The sequence below is a fragment of the Alsobacter sp. R-9 genome (genome assembly GCF_054612375.1).
The window spans coordinates 491981-512083 of record NZ_JBTSWJ010000002.1 but is presented as its reverse complement, the minus strand read 5'-3'; the positions used below and the strand labels follow the sequence as shown (position 1 = coordinate 512083).

Sequence of the window (20103 nt, the reverse complement as noted above, 5' to 3'; positions counted from 1 at the left end):
TCGGCTCGCCAAGTCGGCGCCATGTCGACGCTCGCCGAACACCAGACGCCGATGACGGGCGCTGCCGCACGCCGCCGCGCGCTCATGCTCGTCAATCCCAACGCCCGCCAGGGGAAGACCCCGCTCGACCGCATCCTCGAACGGCTGGGCGCGGGCGGCATCGACGCGGCGGTCGAGACCTTCGCGACCCCGGACGAACTCGCCGCGGACATCGCCCGCCGCCGCGCCGACATGGACCTCGTGATCGTGTGCGGCGGCGACGGCACGATCAACGCGGCAGCAAGGGCGGTGATGGAGAGCGGACTGCCGATGGGGATCATGCCCATGGGCACCGCGAACGACCTCGCGCGCACGCTCGGCCTGCCGATGACCCTGACCGATGCCGCAGGTGTCATCGCCGCCGGCCACACCCGCCGCATCGACATCGGCGAGGTCAACGGCCATCCGTTCTTCAACGTGGCCAGCATCGGCCTCAGCGCGGAACTCGCGCAGACGCTGTCGCCGGACATCAAGCGCCGCTGGGGGCGGCTGGGCTATGCCATCGCCGCCGCCAAGGTCCTGGCCCGTGCCGAACCCTTCAGCGCGACCATCACGAGCCGCAGCGGCGAGGACCGGGTGAAGACGCTGCAGATCGCCGTCGGCAACGGCCGGCACTACGGCGGCGGCAACGTCGTCGAGCACACGGCCGAGATCGACGACGCGCACCTCGACCTCTACAGCCTCGAACTCGCCAACGTCTGGAAGCTTGCGCTGATGCTGCGCTCGTTCCGCCAGGGCCAGCATGGCGCGTGGAAGGAGGTGAGGACCGCGCGGTGCACGGAGTTCGAGATCCGCACGCGCCGCCCGCGGCCGATCAATACCGACGGCGAACTCGTCACCGAGACGCCGGCCCGCTTCGTGGTGCGCCCCGGCGCCATCGAGGTCTTCGCCCCGCCGAAGGGGAGCGTCCCGTCGCCGGCAGCCTGACGACGCCGGGCACGGGCCCCGCGCCCGTGTCCATGATTCGCATAAGCTATATTATGGAACTCAAGCGGATGGCGTGATGCGGCAGGAAAGCCAACGATCTGCGCCGCTCCGGTCGTCGAAGGTGAAGCCTGATCGCGACAGTCAGTCCGGATCGAAGGACAACTGCAGGCCGTCATGGGCCGGGACGACGTTCGCCGGCAGCGAGGCCTTGAGCGCGGCGTAGTCCAGGTCCGTATGGAGGTTCGTCAGGACGGCACGCTTCGGCGCCAACCGTTCGATCCAGGCCAGCGCCTCGGAGACCGAAAAATGCGTCGGGTGCGGCGTGTGGCGCAGCGCGTCGATGACCCACAGGTCGAGCCCCTCGAGCAGCCCGACGCTCTCGTCCGGGATCCGGCTCACGTCGGGCGTATAGGCCATCGTGCCGAACCGGAAGCCGAGCGCATCGCGGTTGCCGTGCTCCAGGCGGATGGGTGCCGCCCGGATCGCACCGCCGTCGCCATCGACGACGACGTCGTGACCCAGCGTGATCCGGAACTCGCGCACGATCGGCGGATAGTCGCTGCCGGGCGGCGACACGAAACAGTACAGGAACCGGTCGCGCGTGAGCGCGGACGTCGCCTCGTCCATGTAGACCGGCATGACGCGGCGCCGGTGGATGACGAGCGGCCGAAGGTCGTCCATGCCGTGCGTATGGTCGGCATGGTCGTGCGTGTAGAGCACCGCGTCGAGCGCGGTGACGTCGGCGTCAAGCAGTTGCTCGCGAAGGTCCGGAGACGTGTCGACGAGGACGCTGGTCGTGCCCGACGGGCCGGTGCGCTCGACGAGCACGGAACACCGGCGGCGCCGGTTCAGCGGGTTGGCCGGATCGCACGCTCCCCAGCCCGAGCCCACGCGCGGCACGCCGCCGGAGGATCCGCAACCGAGGATCGTCAGGCGCCCTGCACTCATGCGGCCGGCCCCTCCGGTCGCTGCGCCTTGGCGAACAGGCGGAAGAAGTTGTCAGTCGTGACCGCCGCCATCGTGCCGGCGTCGACGCCTTTCACGTCGGCGAGAACGCGAGCCGTCTGAACCACATAGGACGGTTCGTTGCGCTTGCCCCTGAACGGCACGGGCGCCAGGTAGGGCGCGTCCGTCTCCACCAGCAGGCGGTCCATCGGCACCTCGGCCGCGATGGCGCGCAGGGCGTCGGACGTCTTGAACGTCAGGATGCCGGAGAACGAGACGAAGAGCCCCATCTCGACGCCTGCCCGCGCCAGCGCAGCACCGGAGCTGAAGCAGTGCAGCACGGCGTCGAACCGCCCCTGCTCCATCTCCGACGACAGGATCCGGATCATGTCGGCGTCGCAGTCGCGGCTGTGGATCACCAGCGGCAGGCCGGACGTCCGCGCGGCGGCGATGTGGGTGCGCAGCACGCGCTCCGCAATGTCACGCGGCGACCGGTCGTAGTGGTAGTCGAGCCCCGCCTCCCCGATCCCGACGCAGCGCGGATGCGCGGCCAGCGCCACGAGGTCCGCCGCGCTGACGTCGGGTTCCTCGTGGGCGTTGTGCGGGTGCGTGCCCACCGTGCAGTACACGTCCGGGTAGTGCTCGGCGATGCCGCGCACGGTGTCGAACTTGCTCACGCGCGTCGAGATCGTGAGCATCGTGCGCACGCCCGCGGCACGGGCCCGCTCCACGACAGCGTCGCGCTCCGGCGCGAAGTCGGCAAAATCGAGGTGGCAGTGGCTGTCGACCAGCATCGGCGCCTACGGCGCCTCGCCCGCCGCCTCGTCCTCGACGTAGCGGGGGAAGATGGGGCTGGGCGCCGGGAGACGGCTTCCGGCGGCGAGCCGTCGCCCCGCGATGTCGGCGAAGGCACGCTCGCCCGCGGGCACCGCGAGGAGGTCGAGCAGCGCCGAAGCCGCCGTCGGGATGACCGGCTGCGCCATGATGCCGATGATGCGCAGCGTCTCCATCGTCACGTACAGGACGGTTCCGAAACGCTCCGAATCCGTCTTGCGCGTCACCCACGGCTGCTCGGAGGCGAAGTAGCGGTTGGCGTCCGCCACCACGCGCCAGATGTCGGCGAGCACGGTGTGCAGGGCGAGGTCCCGCATTGCCCCCCTCGCCCGCTCCGGCAGCGCCGCGGCGGCCTCGAGCAGCGCCGTGTCGGCGGCCGTGAAGGCCCCGGGCGCCGGGACGACGCCGTCGCAGTTCTTGGCCACCATCGACAGCGAGCGCTGCGCCAGGTTGCCCAGGTCGTTGGCGAGGTCGGCGTTGATGCGCGCGACGATCGCCTCGTGCGAGTAATTGCCGTCCTGGCCGAACGGCACCTCGCGCAGGAGGAAGTAGCGCAGCTGGTCGACGCCGTAGTGGGACGCGAGCGAGAACGGGTCGATCACGTTGCCGACCGACTTCGACATCTTCTCGCCGCGGTTGAAAAGGAACCCGTGGCCGAAGACGCTCCCGGGCAGCGGCCAGCCGGCCGACATCAGGAAGGCAGGCCAATAGACCGCGTGGAAGCGCACGATGTCCTTGCCGATGATGTGGACGTCCGCCGGCCAGTAGCGGGCGCGCGGCGCCGCCGGATCGGGATAGCCCGTGGCGGTGACGTAGTTCGTCAGCGCATCGACCCAGACGTACATCACGTGGCGCGGGTTGCCGGGCACCGGGATGCCCCAGTCGAAGGCCGTGCGGCTGACCGAGAGGTCCTTCAGGCCCGAGCGCACGAAGCTCATGATCTCGTTGCGCCGCTCCTCCGGCCGGATGAAGTCCGGCTGGCTCTCGTAGAGCGCGAGGAGGCGGTCCTGGTAGGCGCTGAGGCGGAAGAAGTAGCTCTCCTCCTCCACCCACTCCACGGGCGCGCCGGTCGGGCCGCGGCGCACGCCGTCGCCGCCGAGCGTGGTCTCGCTCTCGGCGAAGAACGCCTCGTCCCGCACCGAATACCAGCCTGAGTAGGCGTCGAGATAGATGTCTCCGGCCGCCTCCATGCGCTTCCAGATCTCCTGGCAGGTCGCGTGGTGGCGGGCCTCGGTGGTGCGGATGAAGTCGTCGTTCGACGCGTTCAGCGCCCGTCCCATGTCGCGGAACACGGCGGCGTTCCGGTCGGCGAGCTCGCGCGCCGTCACGCCCTCCTTCGCCGCGGTCTGGAGCATCTTCTGGCCGTGCTCGTCCGTCCCCGTCAGGAAGAACACGTCGCGCCCGTCGAGCCGCTGGAAGCGGGCGATGGCGTCCGTCGCGATCAGCTCGTAGGCGTGGCCGATGTGCGGCCTGCCATTCGGATACGAGATCGCGGTCGTGATGTAGAAGGTTGAGCGGTCGGCCATCGCGGCTTCTTCGGATGCGGGCCTCACGAGGCCCGCGTCAGACGCGCCGCCTCGGACAGGTCCGAGAACAGGGACAGGATCAGGGCCCGGCGATCGAGGTTGAACGCCCTCGCCTCGCGCAAGGCGCGGGCGATCTTGTCCCATACCTCCGCGAGGGGTGCAAGGCGGGCCGCCCCCTCCCCAGCTGCGGCGTGCGCCTGCTCGCTCAGCCAGGTGAACATGCTCTCCACCACGGCCTCGAAGGTAGCGTCGTTGGCGCGCCCCGCCACGCCCTCGGCAATCGCGTGCGCGTCCGTCCAGTCGACGGCGGGCAGCCGTGACAGCGCGGTGCGCATGTGCGCGACGACCGCCAGCGTCTCCTCGTCCATCAGCTTGAGGAGCTGGCGCACCGAGCCGTCGGCGAACGGCACCGCCCGCAGGAGGTCCGCCTCGGGCGCCTCGGACCCGGCGGCGCGGGCCGCCGCCACGAGGTCTGCGGCTCCCAGCGGGCGCAACGAGAGCATCCGGCAGCGGGAGCGGATCGTCGGCAGCAGCCGGCCCGGCACGTGCGACACGATGAGGAACAAGGCCCGGCTCGGCGGCTCCTCGAGCGTCTTGAGCAGCGCATTGGCGCCGTTGGCGTTCAGGTCCTCGGCACTGTCGACGATACAGACGCGCCAGCCGTCGAGCGCCGCGGTCGAGGCGAAGAAATCGAGGCTCCGCCGCACGAACTCGACGGGAATCTGTGTCGGCATCGACTTCTTCTCGGCGTTCCACTGCCGCCGCAGCACGAACAGCCCGCCATGCGACTGCGCCGCGACCCGCGCAACCACGGGACTGGACGCAGGCACCGAGAGGTCGGCCGCCGCCTGCACCGCCGGCGCGGACGGATCCGGATTGGCGAGCAGGAATCGCGCGGCCCTGTAGGCGAAGGTTGCCTTGCCGATCCCCTCGGGCCCGCCGAGGATCCACGCATGCGGGAAGCGCCCGCCGCGGTAGGCATCCAGGAACGCGGCCTCCGCCGGCCTGTGCCCCACCAGCACGGACGCCTCCCGCGGGTGCGGCGCATCGGGGAGCCGGTCGACCTCGGGGATGTCCGCCGCGTCGCTCACGACGCGTTCTCCGCCGGACCCGTGAGGTTGAGGCGCTGGCGAACCGCGTTCCAGACGGCGTCCGCGACGGACCCGGGACTTCCGCCGGCGTCGATCACGACGCAGCGACCGGGCTCGCGCGCGGCGATCGCCAGAAATCCCTCCCGCAGCGCCTCGTGGAAGGAAAGCGCCTCCTGCTCGAAGCGGTCGGTCTCGCCGTCCCCGCGGCGCCTGGCCGCCCGTTCCAGCCCGACCGCCGCCGGCAGGTCAAGGATCACGGTGAGGTCCGGCCGGTCCTCGCCCACTACGATGCGCTCCAGCGCTGCGAGCACATCGGCCTTCACGCCGCCGGCCGCGCCCTGGTAAGCCCGCGTCGAGTCGGAGAAGCGGTCGCAGACCACCCAGTCGCCGCGCGCCAAGGCCGGGCGGATCGTCGCTGCGAGATGGTCGGCGCGGGCGGCGTAGAACAGCAGCGCCTCGGCCAGCGGGCCAAGCCGCGCCGCCGTGCCAGAGAGGATCACGCTGCGGATTTCCTCCGCGCGCGGCGACCCGCCCGGCTCCCGCGTACGGATGACGCGTAGCCCGAGGCCCCCCAGCCGCTCCGCCAGCGCTGCGCACTGGGTCGACTTGCCGGCCCCCTCCCCGCCCTCGAACGTGATGAAGCGCCCGCGCGCCGCGGGGACGTTCATGACCCGGTCTTCTGGAACTTGCTGCGCACCGTGGTGATGACGAACTCGGTCGCCGCGTCGAAGGCACGCTTGGTCAGCGGCCCGCGAACGGCGTCCGCCTGCGCCACCAGCGGGATGTCGAGCACCTGCACGTCGCCGCGCTGCACCCTGAGCCGCCCCACCTCCTGGCCCGCCGCCACCGGCGGACGCAGGGGCCCCTGATAGACGATGCGCGCCACGAGGCGTTCCGTGCTGCCGCGCGGCACGAGGATGCGGACAGGTCCGCGCGCCGTCAGCGGCACGCTGCCCGGATCGCCGCCGAACACCTTCGCCTCGCCGATCGCGTCGTTCGCCGCGAAGAGCTCCCGCGTCTCGAACGAGCGGAAGCCCCACGTCATGATCCGGCGGGCCTCGTCGGCGCGGTCCTTGGCGGTCTTGAGCCCGTTGACGACGACGATGAGCCGCTGGCCGTTCTGCACCGCCGAGCCGACGAGCCCGAAGCCGCTGTCGCCGATGTTGCCCGTTTTCAGGCCGTCGGCCCCCACGTCCATCGTCAACAACGGGTTGCGGTTCTGCTGCTTGATCTTGTTCCAGGTGAACTCGCGCTGCCCGAAAGCCTTGTAGAGATCCGGGTAGGTCTTGATGATGTGGTTCGAGAGCAGGGCGAGCTCGCGCGCCGTCACCTTCTGGTCCGGGTCGCCCATGCCGGTGGCGTTGGTGAAGACAGACTTTTTGAGCCCCAGTTCGCGCGCCCGCGCCGTCATCCGGGTGGCGAAGGCGCCCTCGGACCCCGCCAGTCCCTCGGCCACGGCGATCGCCGCGTCGTTGCCCGACATCACCGTGATTCCAAGGATCAGGTCGGAGACCTTCACCTTGCTGTTGAGCACCGCGAACATGCTGGAGCCGCCCGAGGGCCCTCCCCCGCGCCGCCATGCGCTCTCCGAGATCGGGAACTCGTCGTCGAGGCTGACCTTGCCCTTGGCGATCTGGTCGAACAGCACCTCGATGGTCATCAGCTTGGCCATGCTGGCCGGGACCATGAGGTCGTCCGCCGCCTTTTCGAAGAGGACGGCGCCGGTGTCGGAATCCATGAGGATGGCGTAGGGCGCCGTGGTCTGGAACGCCTGCTGCGCCTGGGCGTGAGCCCCGCGGGGCGCCGCCACCGCTACGATCAGCGCCGCCAAGGCCGGCAGCACGAGCCGTGAGAAAGACCTGAACATCGAGTCACCCGCCACACCCACCCGAACGATGGGCGGGAACGCGGGGGAAATCAACGCCACGGGGCGCCCGGCTGGCTCAGAAACCAGCCTTGCCGTTGAGCGGCACGAAGGTCTGCGCGATGAGCGCCGCCATCGGGTCGTCCTTGCGGAAGCGCGCGGCCGTCTGAGGCTCGACCTCGGCATAGAACAGCCCTGCGGTCCGCAGGCCCTGCGTCGAGGCCGTGCGCGGCACCGGCAGGGGCGCCGTCCGGGCGGCCGAGGCGGCGGTGCCGAGATCGAAGGGCCTGTCGGGCGGGAGTGGCACGCCGGGAGCCGGCTTGCCGATGATCGGCGCGGGCGCCACCGGCGCGCTGGCCAGCGTCGCCTGCCGCGGAGCCGGAGCCACGGCCATGGGCGCCGCCACCGGAGCCGGCGTCTTCGCGACGACCGTCTCGACCGGCTCGGGCGCTGGCGCAGGCGCAGGCGCCGAGGCCACCATGGTCGGCCCGCCGCGCAACTGCGCCGGCAGTCCGTCCGTCCGCAGCGTAGCGTAGAGCCGCTCGTCGTCGCTGCCCGCGGTGGAGGCGCGGCTGACGTAGTCGACGCGCACGCGCGCCGTGCCCTTGTGGCGGAACGCCAGCGCATCCGCGACGCGCTGCGACACGTCGATCAGCCGGTTGCCGTGGTAGGGGCCGCGGTCGTTCACGCGGGCGATGATCGAATGGCCGTTGGAGAGGTTGGTCACGCGGATGTAGCTCGGCAGCGGCATCGTCGGATGCGCGGCCGAGATCGACATGCGGTCGAACACCTCGCCATTGGCGGTCATGCGGCCATGGAAGGACGGCCCGTACCAGGATGCCGTCCCCACGGCGGAATAATTGGGCATTTCGCGTGGCGTGTAGAGGCGGCCCGCCACCACGTAGGGCTTGCCGACCATCTCGCGGCCGCCGCCCTTGGGAACGGCCTCGCCGTCGGCCACTACCTTCGGGCTCGGCGCCACGCCGTATTTCGGGTCGATGCCGCCGCGGCTGGACGCGACTTTCTGCGCCGAGCTGCAGTTGGCGACGACGAGACCCGTCAAGGCGACGGCGGTGAGGCGAAGTCCGATGCGCAGAGCAGACCGGCCATCCTGCGGCCGGACGAACATCGGGATCGCGGGCGAACGCAACACAAGGCCCGGCCGGTCAGACATGCGACTTTCCCCTGCGACCGTCACGAAGACCACCCCGTCCTCGTGCGGCCCTGACACCGCATACGCTTTGTTAGCTCTCGCAGCGTGAAGGGAGTGTTAAGCGCAAGCCCGTCTCCCGACAAGCCCACGCCGAATCGCCCCCGTCGCCATGCCCGGCGAGAGCCTTGCCGGCAGGGAGCCGGGCGAACGGGGCCGAATTGTGGCAGATGGGACAATTCCCGCCACAGTTATGGGAAATGTCCGGCGCCGCAGGGGGATGCCGGCGCCGGACAGGCAGGATCATCGGGGTGCGGAGCCGCCGGCTCCGGGGCGTCAGTCGCCGACGCGCGCCACGCCCTTCTCGCCGTCGTCGCGGAACCAGGCCACCCGATTCGGGCCGGCGGGGGCGAGACGGAAGCAGAAGGTCCGTCCGTCGTACCACGACGTCCACTGCTGGCAGAGGCGGTTGCCGTCCACCCACCAGCGACCGCTGTCGGACGGCTTCAGGAAGCGGCCGAGGCCCGCGGCCTCCCCGCTGCCGTCCACGCGGCCGTCCTTGCGGTAGTAGAGCGGCAGTTCGCCGCCGAACGGAACCGAGAGGTAGATCCGCCGCCCGGCGACGGTGTCACGCACCGTCTTGCCGTCCATGACCGGCGGCTCGTTCGCCGCGGCCTCGGACGCTGCCGCCATCAGGCCGATCGCGCCGCACGCCAGTCCGGCGGCAACGCAGGCCGAGAATACGGTCCTTGTCATCACCGATGCCTCCACTTCTTGCGCCTGCCGGCGACCGGCCTCCGGCCGCCGGACGGTCACCACCACCAGCCGTCGCTGATCGGCGTGCACTTGTACCCGACCATGCACTGCGGGGTGTCCCGGGAGCGGATGAACGCGGGGCGTGCAAACTCGTTCAGCGAACAGAACCGGCGGTCGGCGACGAACCGGTCGTAGATATAGGGTCCGGTCCCGATCACGACCGCCCCCCTCGTTGCGACAATCGACCGCGCCTGCGCGCAGGTCATGCGCAGGGAGTCCGGCCGCGCCTGCGCCAGCGCGGTGCCCGGCGACGCGAGAGCGCCGGCCAGGACGCAACCGAGCACGATGCTGCGCCCCCCGAAGACCGACAGGAAGTGCTCTCGCACGAACCGGACGCCCGACGCACGCCCGACCGGGGCGGGTGCCGACCAGCCTCCCTGCCTCCCAGAGCCCCATCGCCGCGTCTGCGGCGCTTCGAGGACCCGAACCGTCATCCCCGCAGCCACGTTCATGCAGGCCCAGCGCATCGCCATCGTCGTCTCCATCGCCAGCGGGCCGGACGCGGAGCCGCCCGCGCGGGGCCCTGTCCGGGGCTCAACGCCCGATCATGCCGAAGCGTCCCCGCGAAGACCATGGACGCCGACCCCCGCTGTCTGTATGCACCCGGAAGGCGTCCGGATGCAGGCGACGCCTCGCGGAAGGGTGGCCGAGTGGTTTAAGGCAGCGGTCTTGAAAACCGCCGTGGGCGCAAGTTCACCGTGGGTTCGAATCCCACCCCTTCCGCCACAGACTTTGCGGCGACAAGCCTGGCCATCGTGACGCCTCGCGTGGGATCCCGGGACGCCGCCGATGGACCGCACATCCGGCCGCGGGCACCCCTCTCAGGCGGGCGTCGGGCAGCGGGCTCAAGTTGGGCTTGGGCTTTGATCTCGCGTGGCCGGCTGGCCCTCGACGGGACCAGCCGCCCTCGCCGCCTCCCTATTCCGCCGCCTTCGTCCGGGCCTGCTCGGCATCGAGCTTGCGCTGGAACATGCGGCGGACGTGCACGGAGCCGGCATCGGCCTTGAGGATCGCCTGCGGCGGCAGCTGGCCCATGTCGACGCGCCGCTGCACGGCCTCGACCACGACGAGGTCCTCGTTGAAGGCCACCGTCGCCGCCTCCGTCACGTTGCGCTCGCAGGTGCGGTCGTCGACGGCGAAGTTGCGCAGCAGCTGCCAGAAGTAGTGCGTCGTGCGCTCGGTCTCGGGCGTGAGGAAGTCGATGCCGCGGATCGAGAGAAGCTTCGACGGGTCGCCCCTGCGCAGGCTGACGGAGCGGGTGAGAGAGTCCGCGGCAAGATCGATGTCGTCGGGATCGACGCTGTCGGCCGGCGCCGTGCCGGTGTCGATGATGCACAGCGAGGGCGGCGACACCCGGTACACCTGCCAGCGGTGGACGTTGCCGGAGTATTTCCCGAAGGCCTGGAAGAACGGCGCCGGAGGCCCGTCCCTCACGATGCGGCTCACGGCGACGTGGTCGTCGTACACCTTGGTCTCGAGCGGAAGTTCGACCTCGGTGGCGTTGCTCAGTGTCTTGGCGTGCACGTAGGTCACGTGCGACGGATCGATGAGGTTGTCCGTCATCAGGTGGTAGCTGCCGCGATAGTGCATGCGCTCGCCGCGCGAGGGCGCCCATGCCGGGTCGGACAGCTGGGGGATGTCGATGATGAGGCCGGGGTCGGCGCGCTCGGCGTCGCCCATCCAGATCCAGACCCAGCCGTACCGCTCCACGACCGGAAAGCTGCGGGCGCGCGCGTTGCGCGGGATCAGGTCCTGGCCCGGCACGCGGACGCAGCGCCCGCTGCCGTCGAAGGTCATCCCGTGGTAGCCGCAGACGACGGTGTCGTCCTGCAGGAAGCCGCCCGAGAGCGGCATGAACTTGTGGGGACAGGTGTCCTCCAGCGCCGCGACGGAGCCGTCCCGCCGCCTGAAGAAGACGAGCGGGACACCGAGGATGGTCCTCGCCAGGATCGAGCGCCCGACCTCGTAGTGCCAGGCGGCCACGTACCACGTGTCGCGGATGAACATGCCGGCCTCCCCTTGCCGCCGCGACGGGAGCGGCACCGCGCGATGACCGCGGGTGGCCCGGCGTCCTCGGCTTTTTCTAACGGTTGTAAGAATTGTGCCGACGGTAACGCCGCGCCCGAACGGACGCAAGCGCGAGGATGAAGGACGGAGGGGCGCCTATCGGATGACGGCGGCGACGCCCACGGCGATGATCGCTGCGGCGAGGAAGGAATGCGGATCGAACCGCTGGGTCAGCAGGCCCGACAAGGCCGACACGCCCACGAACAGGGCGCCGCCGAGGCCGCCGACGAAGAGTCCGAACCGTGTCACGATGCACCTCGCCGGCTTCATGGTTGCCGTACCCTAAACGGATTACCGTCAATGCGGCATCGGCCCTCGGCCCCATCATCTTCAAAAAAGAGATTGGACCATCGTCCATGCCATCGCCGCGAATCAGCCGCGTTTCCGGGGGACTTCAGGCCACGACCGAATCTTGGCTGTTCGCCCATGGCGCGGGCGCGACAACAGGCTAATGTTAACGAAACGGGGCCAAGCTCGACGCACTGTCGAGTGAGAAACAAAGGCTCACAGGATGTCGAGGGTTGTGGGAGTCTGCGGAGCGTGTGCAGCCACGCTCGCGAGCATGGAGGTGATGCTCCTGTCGGGGCTGATCGACATGGCTCAGTTTGCTGTGACGGTGCCGGTGGTGCTGCTCGCCCTGTGGGCCGAGGGCGACTGGCGGACGCCGGAGGAACGGCTTCAGGCCGCCGAGATGATGTCGGGCCGGCGCCGCTGGTAGGTCGCGGTCAGTCCACGATGGCTTGGTAGGTCAGGACGCGCAGTTCGCGCCTGATCGGCCAGGTCGACGACGGCATCAGCTGTGTGAGCATGATCACGGCCATGTCCTCGGCCGGATTCACCCAGAAGGCCGTGCTCGCAGCGCCGCCCCAGGCCACCTCTCCGGGCGTGCCCAGGATCTGCGCCCGTGCCGGATCCAGCATCACCGAGAAGCCCAGGCCGAAGCCGATCCCCACATAGGTCGACTCGCTGAAGCGCGACTTGCCCATGTCGGCGATGTCGCCGTCCAGGTGGTTCGCCATCATCAGTTCGACGGTCTTGCGCCCGAGGAGCCGGGTGCCGTCGAGTTCGCCCTTGTTCAGCAGGAAACGGCAGAAGCGCGCATAGTCGGCAGCCGTCGAGACGAGCCCTCCCCCGCCCGAAGGCGTGCGCCCCTCCCGGCTGAAGAGGCTGTCGGCCGGGTCGTCGATCAGCGTCAGGCCCGCGGGACCGGGCGCGTAGTTGGCCGTCAGCCGCCCGCGCGAGGCCTCCGGGACCGTGAATCCGGTGTCGACCATGCCTAGCGGCGACAGGACCTCCTCGTGCAGGAAAGCCTCGAACGGACGCCCCGAGATCACGGCCACGAGGTGCCCCAGCACGTCCGTCGCCACGCTGTAGTTCCACCGCGTGCCCGGCTGCGAAAGCAGCGGCAGGGCGGCGAGGCGCTCCACGAGGACGCCCAGGTCCTCCGTCGAAGCGCTGAAGTTGATGTCCCTCGCGCGGTAAAGGGCATCGACCGGATGCGCCTCCATGAACCCGTAGGTCAGGCCGGAGGTATGGGTCAGCAGGTCGCGGAAGGTGATCGGCCGCTGCGCGGGCACGCTGTCCCACTTCGCGGGGCTGCCGTCGACGAACACGCGCATGTCGCGGAAGCACGGCAGGAACCGGTGGATGGGGTCGTCGAGTTGGAAGAGGCCCCGCTCGTACAGCATCATGACCGCCACGCTCGTCAGCGGCTTGGTCATCGAGTAGATGCGGAAGATCGCGTCCTCGCGCAGCGGAACGCCGCGCCCGACATCCGCCCGCCCTTCCACGTGGAGCCACGCGATCTCGCCGCGCCGCATCACCAGCGTCAGCAGTCCGGGCAGCTTCCCCTCGTCCACGTAACGGCGCATCCACGGGACGATGCGCGACAGGCGATCCGGGCAGAGCCCGACCGCGCGCGGGTCGGCGATGACGGGGAGCGCCATCTCAGGGGCGCTTGAGGGGCGGACGCGCCGGGCCTCCGGCAGGCTTCACGATCGAGCGGCGGCGCTCCACCACGAAGGTGCCGGCGCCGCGGGGCGCAGGCGCCGTGGTCGCGGCCGACATCACGGTGCGCTTGCTGGAGGCGGCGATCTTGGCCATCGCCTCCTGCACGGAGACGCCCATCAGCCCCGCCGCGATCTCGGCGATCTGCTCGTCGTCGTCCGCGAGGCAGCGCGCAGCGATGATGGCCTCCTCGAGCGTGGGAGGTTCCTGCCGGACCTTCAGGGGCGGCAGCGGCTGGTTCTTCTTCGTCGGGGAACGCACGGCTGGATCCTTTCGCAGCGCATTGTCCTAACACATCGGCGCCGCACCAGTTCGCAGATTGCATGGGAGACCCGCGCCGAACCGGATCTCGACCATGGTAGCGCCCGGAAACACGGCCCGCATCTACACGTTCGTGTAGGTCGGCGGGGCGACACCGCCGCGCATGACACGCCCGGGTTGCTTGCGTAGGCTCCCGCGGGAATGCGTCAGCGAATCCCGGAGCGGAACCGCCGCCGTGGCGATCATCGACATCAGCCCACCGTTTCGCGCCGGCATGCCGGGCTGGCCCGGCGACACGCCCTTCGAAGTCGCGCCGACGTGGAGCATCGGCCCGGGTTGCCCGGTCAACGTGTCCCGCATCGTCCTGTCGAGCCACGTCGGCGCCCATGCCGACGCGCCTCTGCACTTCGATGCCGCCGGCGCGGCCATCGACGCGCTTCCGCTCGAGCCATTCCTCGGCCCCTGCCATGTCGTCGATGCGCGGTCGGCCGGCGAGGTGATCGCCGAGGCGGACGTACTGCCCTCCCTGCCGGAGCGCGTGGAACGGGTGCTGATCCGCCAGTACGACCGTTATCCCGACGCCTGGGATGCCGGCCTGAAGGGGCTGTCGCCCTCGCTGATCGAGGCGCTGGCCGCCCGTGGCGCCGTCCTCGTAGGTGTCGACGCCGCCTCCGTGGACCCGTCCAATTCCAAGGACCTCGCCGCCCATCACGCGATCCAGGCGGCGGGCATCCGGATCCTCGAGGGCCTCGTGCTCGACCATGTCACGCCGGGCGCCTACGAGCTCGTCGCCCTCCCCCTGCGCATCGCCGGTTGCGACGCGGCGCCGGTGCGTGCCGTCCTCAGACCTCTCCCCCTGCCCGACCGAGGCCAGCCATGATCACCCGCTCCGACCTCGCCGCGCTCGACGCCCGCGACCCGCTGGCCGCCCGGCGCGACCTGTTCAACCTGCCCGAGGGCGTGATCTACCTCGACGGCAACTCGCTGGGGCCGCTGCCGCGCAACGTGGCTTCGCGGATGGAGGACGTCGTCCGCCGCCAGTGGGGGCAGGACCTCATCCGCAGCTGGAACACCAATGGCTGGATAGACCTGCCGTCCCGGGTGGGCGCCCGCATCGGAGCGCTCGTCGGAGCGGAGCCCGGCAGCGTCATTTCCGCCGACAGCACGTCGGTGAACCTCTACAAGCTCGTCTGCGCGGCGCTGGCGCTGAACCCCGGCCGCCACGTCGTCCTCACCGACAGCGGCAACTTCCCGACCGATGTCTACGTCGCCTCGGGCGCCGCCGAGGTGATGGACAAGGGCGTGCACGTGCGGGTCGTGGCGCCTGAGGGCGTCGCCGAGGCGATCGACGCCGACACCGCGCTCGTCATGCTGACCCATGTCGACTACCGCACCGGGCGCGTCCACGACATGGAGGCGATCACCGCCCGCGCCCACGCCGCCGGCGCGCTGATGCTGTGGGACCTCGCCCATTCCGCCGGCGCGCTGCCGGTGGACCTCGCCGCCTGCCGCGTCGACCTCGCCGTCGGCTGCTCCTACAAGTACCTGAACGGCGGCCCCGGCGCGCCGGCCTGGCTCTACGTCGCGCCGCGCCACCAGGCCGCCGCCCGCTCGCCCCTCACCGGCTGGCTCGGCCACGCCGCGCCCTTCGCCTTCGACCTCGACTTCCGCCCCGCCGAGGGCATCGCCCGCTTCATCTGCGGCACGCCGAACATCCTCTCGCTCGCCGCGCTCGACGCCGCGCTCGACGCGTTCGACGGCATCGACATGCAGGAGGTGCGCGCCAAGAGCGTCAAGCTCGGCGACCTCTTCATCGCCCTCGTCGACCAGCGCTGCGGGGAACTCGGCTTCACGCTCGGCGCCCCGCGCGACGGGCGCGAGCGCGGCAGCCAGGTGTCGCTGCGCCACGAGGAGGGCTACGCCATCATGCAGGCGCTGATCGCCCGCAACGTCATCGGCGACTTCCGCGCCCCCGACGTGCTGCGCTTCGGCTTCTGCCCGCTCTACGCCCGCTACACCGACGTCTGGGACCTCACCGACCACCTCCTGCAGGTCATGCTGACGCGCGAATACGAGCAGGAGCGGTTCCGGATGCGGGCCAAGGTGACCTGAGAACCCGGGAGGAGCGCATGGCCTACGGCGACGATCCGACGGGCGGCCTGCCGGAGGGCGCCCACACCCGCTTCGACCGCGCGGCCCACACCTACGGCCGCTACCTCGCGCTCGACGAGCTGCTCGACCTGCAGCGCCCGGTCAGCGACGAGCACGACGAGATGCTCTTCATCGTGATCCACCAGGCGAGCGAGCTGTGGATCCGCCTGATGCTGCACGAGCTCGCCGCCGCCTCCGCCTCCATCGCCCGCGACGAGCTGGGCCCGTCCTTCAAGATGCTGGCGCGCGTGTCGCGCATCCAGGCGATCCTCATCGAGAGCTGGTCGATCCTGTCGACCATGACCCCGTCCGACTACCTGCGCTTCCGCCACAAGCTCGGTCCCGCCTCCGGCTTCCAGTCGCACCAGTACCGCGAGCTGGAGTTCATCATGGGCAACAAGCGGGAGGCGTTCCTCTCGCCCTTCCGCCACCAGCCCGACGTGCTGGCGCACCTCGAAGGCGTGCTCGCCGCCCCCAGCCTCTACGACGAGGCGATCCGCGCGCTCGCCCGCCGGGGCTTTTCCATCGACGCCGCCGTGCTGGAGCGCGATACCCGGCGCCCGTGGGAGGAGAACGCCAGCGTGCTGGCGGCGTGGAAGCAGGTCTACCTCGAGCCGGAGGGCCACTGGGACCTCTACGAGCTCGCCGAGAAGCTCGTCGACCTCGAGGATGCCTTCCAGCAGTGGCGGTTTCGCCACCTCGGCACGGTGACCCGCATCATCGGCCACAAGCGCGGCACCGGCGGAACCGCGGGCGTCGCCTACCTCAAGCGGGCGCTCGACTACTGCTTCTTCCCGGAGCTCTGGGCGGTCCGCACGGAACTCTAGTCGAATTCACCGCTGCCCCTTGAAGTAGGGCTGCATCAGGGCGCGCGGATAGTCGGCGCGCCGCGCCGCGACCAGCAGGGCGGCGATCGAGAAGGCGTAGGGCAGCATCAGGAAGACCTGCGAGGGCACGACCCCGCCTGCGCTCGTCTGCAGCCGCAACTGAAAGGCGTCGAACGCCCCGAACAGCAACGCGCCGACCAGCGCCTTCCCCGGCCGCCACGAGGCGAAGACCGTGAGCGCGATGCACACCCAGCCGCGACCGTTGATCATGCCGAAGAAGAAGGCGTTGAACGCCGACATGGTGAGGAACGCTCCGCCCACCGCCATCAGCGCCGAGCCGGCCATCACCGCGCCGATGCGAAGCCCCGTCACCGAGAGGCCCTGCGACTCCACCGCCGCGGGGTTGTCGCCGACCGCCCGCACCGCGAGCCCCAGCTGGGTGCGGCCCAGCACGACGGCCACCACGGCGACGCAGGCGAAGGCGACCCAGGTGAGCGCCGTCTGCTGCGCCAGCACGTCGCCGACGAAGGGAATATCGCGCAGCGGCCCGATGTCGAGCGGCCGGAACGGCTCGATCCGCGGCGGCTGCGTCACGTTGGGGAACGCGACCCGGTAGCCGAAATAGCTCGCGCTGGTGGCCAGCAGCGTGATGCCGATGCCGGTGACGTGCTGAGACAGGCCCAGCGGCACCGTGAGGATGGCATGCAGCAGACCGAACCCGGCCCCGACCGCCGCCGCCACCGCGACCCCGGTCCACAGCGGCGCGCCCGCATAGACGGCGAGCCAGCCCGCCATGGCGCCCGCGACGAAGATGCCCTCGATGCCGAGGTTCAGCACGCCGGCGCGCTCGCAGATGAGCGCCCCCAGCACGCCGAAGATCAGCGGCGTCGCGATGCGGATCGCGGCGGCCCAGAAGCTCGGCTGCGCGAGGATGTCGAGCGCCGTCATCATGCCGGCTTCCCCCTGCGCACGATCCGCACCTCGAACTGCACGAAGAGCCCTCCGACGATGACGCACAGCAGCGACAGCGCCACGACGAGGTCGGCGAGGTAGTTCGACACGCCGATGCTGCGGCTCATCGTGTCGGCCCCGACGAAGACGCCGGCGACGAACACGGCGGCCGGCACGACCCCGAGGGGCGAGAGGCCGGCCAGCATGGCGACGACGATGCCGGCATAGCCGAAGCCCGGCGACAGGTCGGCGGTGAGATACCCCTTCAGCCCCGCCACCTCGCAGGCGCCCGCGAGACCCGCGAGGCCGCCCGAGAGCAGGCCGACGCGCAGGTAGGTCCCCGTCATCGGCAGGCCCGCGAAGCGCGCCGCGGCGGCGTTCTCGCCCACGGCGCGGATCTGGAAGCCCCACACGGTTCGCGCCAGCAGCACGTGCACGACGAGTGCCGCCGCGACGCCGATCAGCAGGCCAGCATGGACGCGCATCTTGTCGACGAGCTTGGGCAGCGTCGCCTCGTCGAGGAGCGGCTCCGACTGCGGCCAGCCGAGGCCCATCGGGTCCTTCAGCGGCCCCTCGAGCATCATCTGCACGAAGAGCAGCACGATGAAGTTGAGGAGCAGCGTCGTCACCACCTCGTCGGCGCCGAAGCGGGTCTTGAACAGCACCGGCCCCAGCAGCAGCAGGGCCCCCGCGGCGGCCCCCGCCGCCAGCACCAGCGGCACGAGCGCCCAGGCCGGCAACGAAACCGCCCCGGTGCCCACCGCCACCGCGGCCAGCGCGCCGGCGTAGAGCTGACCCTCCGCGCCGATGTTCCACAGCCGCGCCCGGAACGCGACGGCGGCGGCGAGGCCAGTGAAGATGAGCGGCGTGGCGCGGGACAGCGTCTCCGTCAGCGCGAACACCGACCCGACGGAGCCCTCGACGAGCATGGCGTAGGCCCGCCCGAGCGGCGCGCCCGAGATGGCGAGCGGCACGGCGGTGAGCGCCAGCGCGGCGAGGCCGGCGGCGACCGGCGCGCCGACCGAGAGCCACAGGGGCGGATGGTCGCGGCGGACGAAGCGGATCACGCGGCGATCCCCGGGTCCTGCCCGGCCATCATAAGGCCGACGCTGCGCTGGTCGAGGCGCGCGGCGGGAAACGCCGCGCTGAGATGCCCGTGGTGGATGGCGGCGATGCGGTCGGACAGAGCGAAGATTTCGTCGAGGTCCTCCGAGATCAGCAGCACGCCGGCGCCCCGGTCGCGCGCTTCCATGAGGCGGCGGTGGACGGCCGCGGTCGCGGCGACGTCGAGGCCGCGCGTCGGCTGGTTGGCCAGCACGATCCGCGGCGCGTGGCCGAGAGCGCGGGCCAGGATCACCTTCTGCATGTTGCCGCCCGAGAGCAGCCGGATCGGCGCGTCCGGGCCAGGGCAGCGCACGTCGTAGGCGGCGATCGCATCCACCGCCCGCTCCCGCATGGCGGAAAGGCGCAGGAAGCCGAGGGACTGGACGTCCGGGTCCCAGAGACGCTCCAGCACGAGGTTCTCGGCCACCGACATGGGACCGACCGCTCCGTCCTTGTGGCGGTCCTCCGGCACCCGGCCGACGCCGCGCGCCACCATGGCGGCAGGATCGGCGCGACGCACTTCGCCGCCGAGGACGACCAGGCGTCCCGCCTGCGGCGCCAGCAGCCCGGCGACGAGCGCCGCCAGCGCCCCCTGCCCGTTGCCGGACACACCCGCGATGCCGACGATCTCGCCTGCGCGCACCATGAGCGACAGCTCCGAGACGCGATCCCGGCCGCCCCGGCCGGCCGTCACGGCCTCCAGCGTCAGCAACGGCTCGCCCGCCGCCCGCGGCTCGGGCCGCCGGGTCTCGACGGAGCGCCCCACCATCAGTTCGGCAAGCGTCGCCTTGTCGGCCCCGGCCGTCGGCCGGTCGGCGACCTTGCGGCCCTGCCGCAGAACGACCACCCGGTGGCACAGCGCCACGACCTCCGCGAGCTTGTGGCTGATGAAGATCACCGCGAGCCCGCCCTCTGCCAGCCGCCGCACGACGGCGGCGAGCCCCTCCGCCTCCTGCGGCGTGAGCACGGCCGTCGGCTCGTCGAGGATGAGCACCTTCACGTCGCGGTAGAGCGCCTTGAGGATCTCGACGCGCTGCATCTCGCCCACCGAGAGGCGCGCCACCGGCACGTCGAGGTCGACGCCGAGGCCCGATTGACGCGCGATGCGCTCCACCTTCTCGCGGGCGCCGGGTCCGCCGGTGCCGAAGGCCCAGAGCGGCCGTGTGCCGAGCACGATGTTCTGGAAGCCGGTCAGGTTCTCCGCCAGCGTGAAGTGCTGGTGCACCATGCCGATGCCGGCCTTCAGCGCGGCATCCGAGGAGCCGGGTTCGAGCGGCCGCAGCGCGCCGCCGCCCTCCACCAGCACCTCGCCCTCGTCGGCCACGTAATGGCCGAAGAGGATGTTCATGAGCGTCGTCTTGCCGGCGCCGTTCTCGCCGAGCAGCGCGACGATCTCGCCGCGGGCGAGGTCGATGTCGATCGCCTCGTTGGCGACGAGCGGGCCGAACCGCTTCGTGATCCCGCGCAGGCGCAGCACCGGCGGGGCCCCTGCCCCGCCGGCCGTCCCGCTGCCCGGGATGCCGTCCGCCATCGGCCCGTCCGC

Annotated in this window: 21 protein-coding genes and 1 tRNA gene; 6 read left to right on the top strand and 16 right to left on the bottom strand. The window is 70.9% G+C overall.

Annotated features, from left to right (window positions below):
• Window positions 1-21 precede the first annotated feature (21 nt).
• Window positions 22-966 carry a lipid kinase gene (locus tag ACX9GQ_RS05095; RefSeq protein ID WP_459628453.1) on the top strand — a complete coding sequence of 315 codons (945 nt, stop codon included), beginning with the start codon at window positions 22-24 and terminating at the stop codon, window positions 964-966.
• A gap of 141 nt (window positions 967-1107) precedes the next feature.
• Here ACX9GQ_RS05095 and ACX9GQ_RS05090 read toward each other — a convergent pair whose 3' ends face one another.
• From ACX9GQ_RS05090 to ACX9GQ_RS05050, 9 genes are all read right to left on the bottom strand, one after another.
• Window positions 1108-1914, bottom strand: a complete 807-nt coding sequence (locus ACX9GQ_RS05090; RefSeq protein ID WP_459628452.1) for an MBL fold metallo-hydrolase — start codon at window positions 1912-1914, stop codon at window positions 1108-1110.
• A complete protein-coding gene (locus tag ACX9GQ_RS05085; protein ID WP_459628451.1) occupies window positions 1911-2705 on the bottom strand; it encodes a TatD family hydrolase in 795 nt (264 codons plus the stop codon). Before ACX9GQ_RS05085 ends, ACX9GQ_RS05090 begins: the two co-directional genes overlap by 4 nt.
• Before the next feature lie 6 nt (window positions 2706-2711).
• Complete coding sequence (gene metG / locus ACX9GQ_RS05080) at window positions 2712-4271, bottom strand: methionine--tRNA ligase (RefSeq protein WP_459628450.1); 1560 nt, start codon at window positions 4269-4271, stop codon at window positions 2712-2714.
• Between the two features lie 23 nt (window positions 4272-4294).
• On the bottom strand, window positions 4295-5362 hold the full coding sequence (locus ACX9GQ_RS05075) for a DNA polymerase III subunit delta' (RefSeq protein WP_459628449.1): 1068 nt from the start codon (window positions 5360-5362) through the stop codon (window positions 4295-4297).
• The gene (gene tmk / locus ACX9GQ_RS05070) at window positions 5359-6030 is read right to left on the bottom strand and encodes a dTMP kinase (RefSeq protein ID WP_459628448.1); all 672 of its coding nucleotides are present in this window, start codon (window positions 6028-6030) and stop codon (window positions 5359-5361) included. Before tmk ends, ACX9GQ_RS05075 begins: the two co-directional genes overlap by 4 nt.
• Window positions 6027-7229, bottom strand: a complete 1203-nt coding sequence (locus ACX9GQ_RS05065) for a D-alanyl-D-alanine carboxypeptidase family protein (RefSeq protein ID WP_459628447.1) — start codon at window positions 7227-7229, stop codon at window positions 6027-6029. The genes tmk and ACX9GQ_RS05065 overlap by 4 nt, the downstream gene beginning before the upstream one ends.
• A 76-nt stretch (window positions 7230-7305) precedes the next feature.
• The gene (locus ACX9GQ_RS05060) at window positions 7306-8400 is read right to left on the bottom strand and encodes a septal ring lytic transglycosylase RlpA family protein (protein WP_459628446.1); all 1095 of its coding nucleotides are present in this window, start codon (window positions 8398-8400) and stop codon (window positions 7306-7308) included.
• A gap of 312 nt (window positions 8401-8712) precedes the next feature.
• Window positions 8713-9132: a hypothetical protein gene (locus ACX9GQ_RS05055; RefSeq protein WP_459628445.1), complete on the bottom strand. Its 420-nt coding sequence runs from the start codon at window positions 9130-9132 to the stop codon at window positions 8713-8715.
• Between the two features lie 56 nt (window positions 9133-9188).
• Window positions 9189-9665, bottom strand: a complete 477-nt coding sequence (locus tag ACX9GQ_RS05050) for a hypothetical protein (RefSeq protein WP_459628444.1) — start codon at window positions 9663-9665, stop codon at window positions 9189-9191.
• 163 nt (window positions 9666-9828) lie between these two features.
• Between ACX9GQ_RS05050 and ACX9GQ_RS05045 the strand changes: the two genes are divergently transcribed.
• Window positions 9829-9918 (top strand) — tRNA-Ser (locus tag ACX9GQ_RS05045).
• 192 nt (window positions 9919-10110) lie between these two features.
• Here the strand turns inward: ACX9GQ_RS05045 and ACX9GQ_RS05040 are convergent.
• Together ACX9GQ_RS05040 and ACX9GQ_RS05035 are read right to left on the bottom strand one after the other, a co-directional pair.
• The gene (locus ACX9GQ_RS05040) at window positions 10111-11199 is read right to left on the bottom strand and encodes an aromatic ring-hydroxylating dioxygenase subunit alpha (protein ID WP_459628443.1); all 1089 of its coding nucleotides are present in this window, start codon (window positions 11197-11199) and stop codon (window positions 10111-10113) included.
• 156 nt (window positions 11200-11355) lie between these two features.
• Window positions 11356-11508 carry a hypothetical protein gene (locus ACX9GQ_RS05035; protein WP_459628442.1) on the bottom strand — a complete coding sequence of 51 codons (153 nt, stop codon included), beginning with the start codon at window positions 11506-11508 and terminating at the stop codon, window positions 11356-11358.
• Between the two features lie 319 nt (window positions 11509-11827).
• Here ACX9GQ_RS05035 and ACX9GQ_RS05030 point away from each other — a divergent pair, with 319 nt between their 5' ends.
• Window positions 11828-11977, top strand: a complete 150-nt coding sequence (locus tag ACX9GQ_RS05030) for a hypothetical protein (protein WP_459628441.1) — start codon at window positions 11828-11830, stop codon at window positions 11975-11977.
• Window positions 11978-11984: 7 nt separating this feature from the next.
• Here ACX9GQ_RS05030 and ACX9GQ_RS05025 read toward each other — a convergent pair whose 3' ends face one another.
• Both ACX9GQ_RS05025 and ACX9GQ_RS05020 read right to left on the bottom strand, forming a co-directional pair.
• A complete protein-coding gene (locus tag ACX9GQ_RS05025; protein WP_459628440.1) occupies window positions 11985-13205 on the bottom strand; it encodes a serine hydrolase domain-containing protein in 1221 nt (406 codons plus the stop codon).
• Window position 13206: 1 nt separating this feature from the next.
• Window positions 13207-13527 (bottom strand): hypothetical protein, encoded by a 321-nt coding sequence (locus ACX9GQ_RS05020; protein ID WP_459628439.1) that lies wholly within the window; start codon window positions 13525-13527, stop codon window positions 13207-13209.
• Between the two features lie 235 nt (window positions 13528-13762).
• Between ACX9GQ_RS05020 and kynB the strand changes: the two genes are divergently transcribed.
• Genes kynB through kynA form a run of 3 tightly spaced genes read left to right on the top strand, consistent with a single transcriptional unit; the run spans window position 13763 to window position 16505 of the window.
• Entirely contained in the window at window positions 13763-14407 is a 645-nt protein-coding gene (gene kynB, locus ACX9GQ_RS05015) for an arylformamidase (protein ID WP_459628438.1), read from the top strand.
• Window positions 14404-15639, top strand: coding sequence for a kynureninase (kynU, locus tag ACX9GQ_RS05010; RefSeq protein WP_459628437.1), 1236 nt, complete (start codon window positions 14404-14406; stop codon window positions 15637-15639). The genes kynB and kynU overlap by 4 nt, the downstream gene beginning before the upstream one ends.
• Before the next feature lie 17 nt (window positions 15640-15656).
• Window positions 15657-16505: a tryptophan 2,3-dioxygenase gene (gene kynA / locus ACX9GQ_RS05005; protein WP_459628436.1), complete on the top strand. Its 849-nt coding sequence runs from the start codon at window positions 15657-15659 to the stop codon at window positions 16503-16505.
• Window positions 16506-16511: 6 nt separating this feature from the next.
• On the opposite strand, the gene ACX9GQ_RS05000 is transcribed toward kynA, so the two are convergent.
• The 3 genes from ACX9GQ_RS05000 to ACX9GQ_RS04990 are packed head-to-tail and all read right to left on the bottom strand — an operon-like array spanning window position 16512 to window position 20091.
• Window positions 16512-17456, bottom strand: a complete 945-nt coding sequence (locus ACX9GQ_RS05000) for an ABC transporter permease (RefSeq protein ID WP_459628435.1) — start codon at window positions 17454-17456, stop codon at window positions 16512-16514.
• Window positions 17453-18523: an ABC transporter permease gene (locus ACX9GQ_RS04995; RefSeq protein ID WP_459628434.1), complete on the bottom strand. Its 1071-nt coding sequence runs from the start codon at window positions 18521-18523 to the stop codon at window positions 17453-17455. The genes ACX9GQ_RS05000 and ACX9GQ_RS04995 overlap by 4 nt, the downstream gene beginning before the upstream one ends.
• Window positions 18520-20091, bottom strand: a complete 1572-nt coding sequence (locus ACX9GQ_RS04990; RefSeq protein ID WP_459628433.1) for an ABC transporter ATP-binding protein — start codon at window positions 20089-20091, stop codon at window positions 18520-18522. The genes ACX9GQ_RS04995 and ACX9GQ_RS04990 overlap by 4 nt, the downstream gene beginning before the upstream one ends.
• Between the last annotated feature and the right edge of the window lie 12 nt (window positions 20092-20103).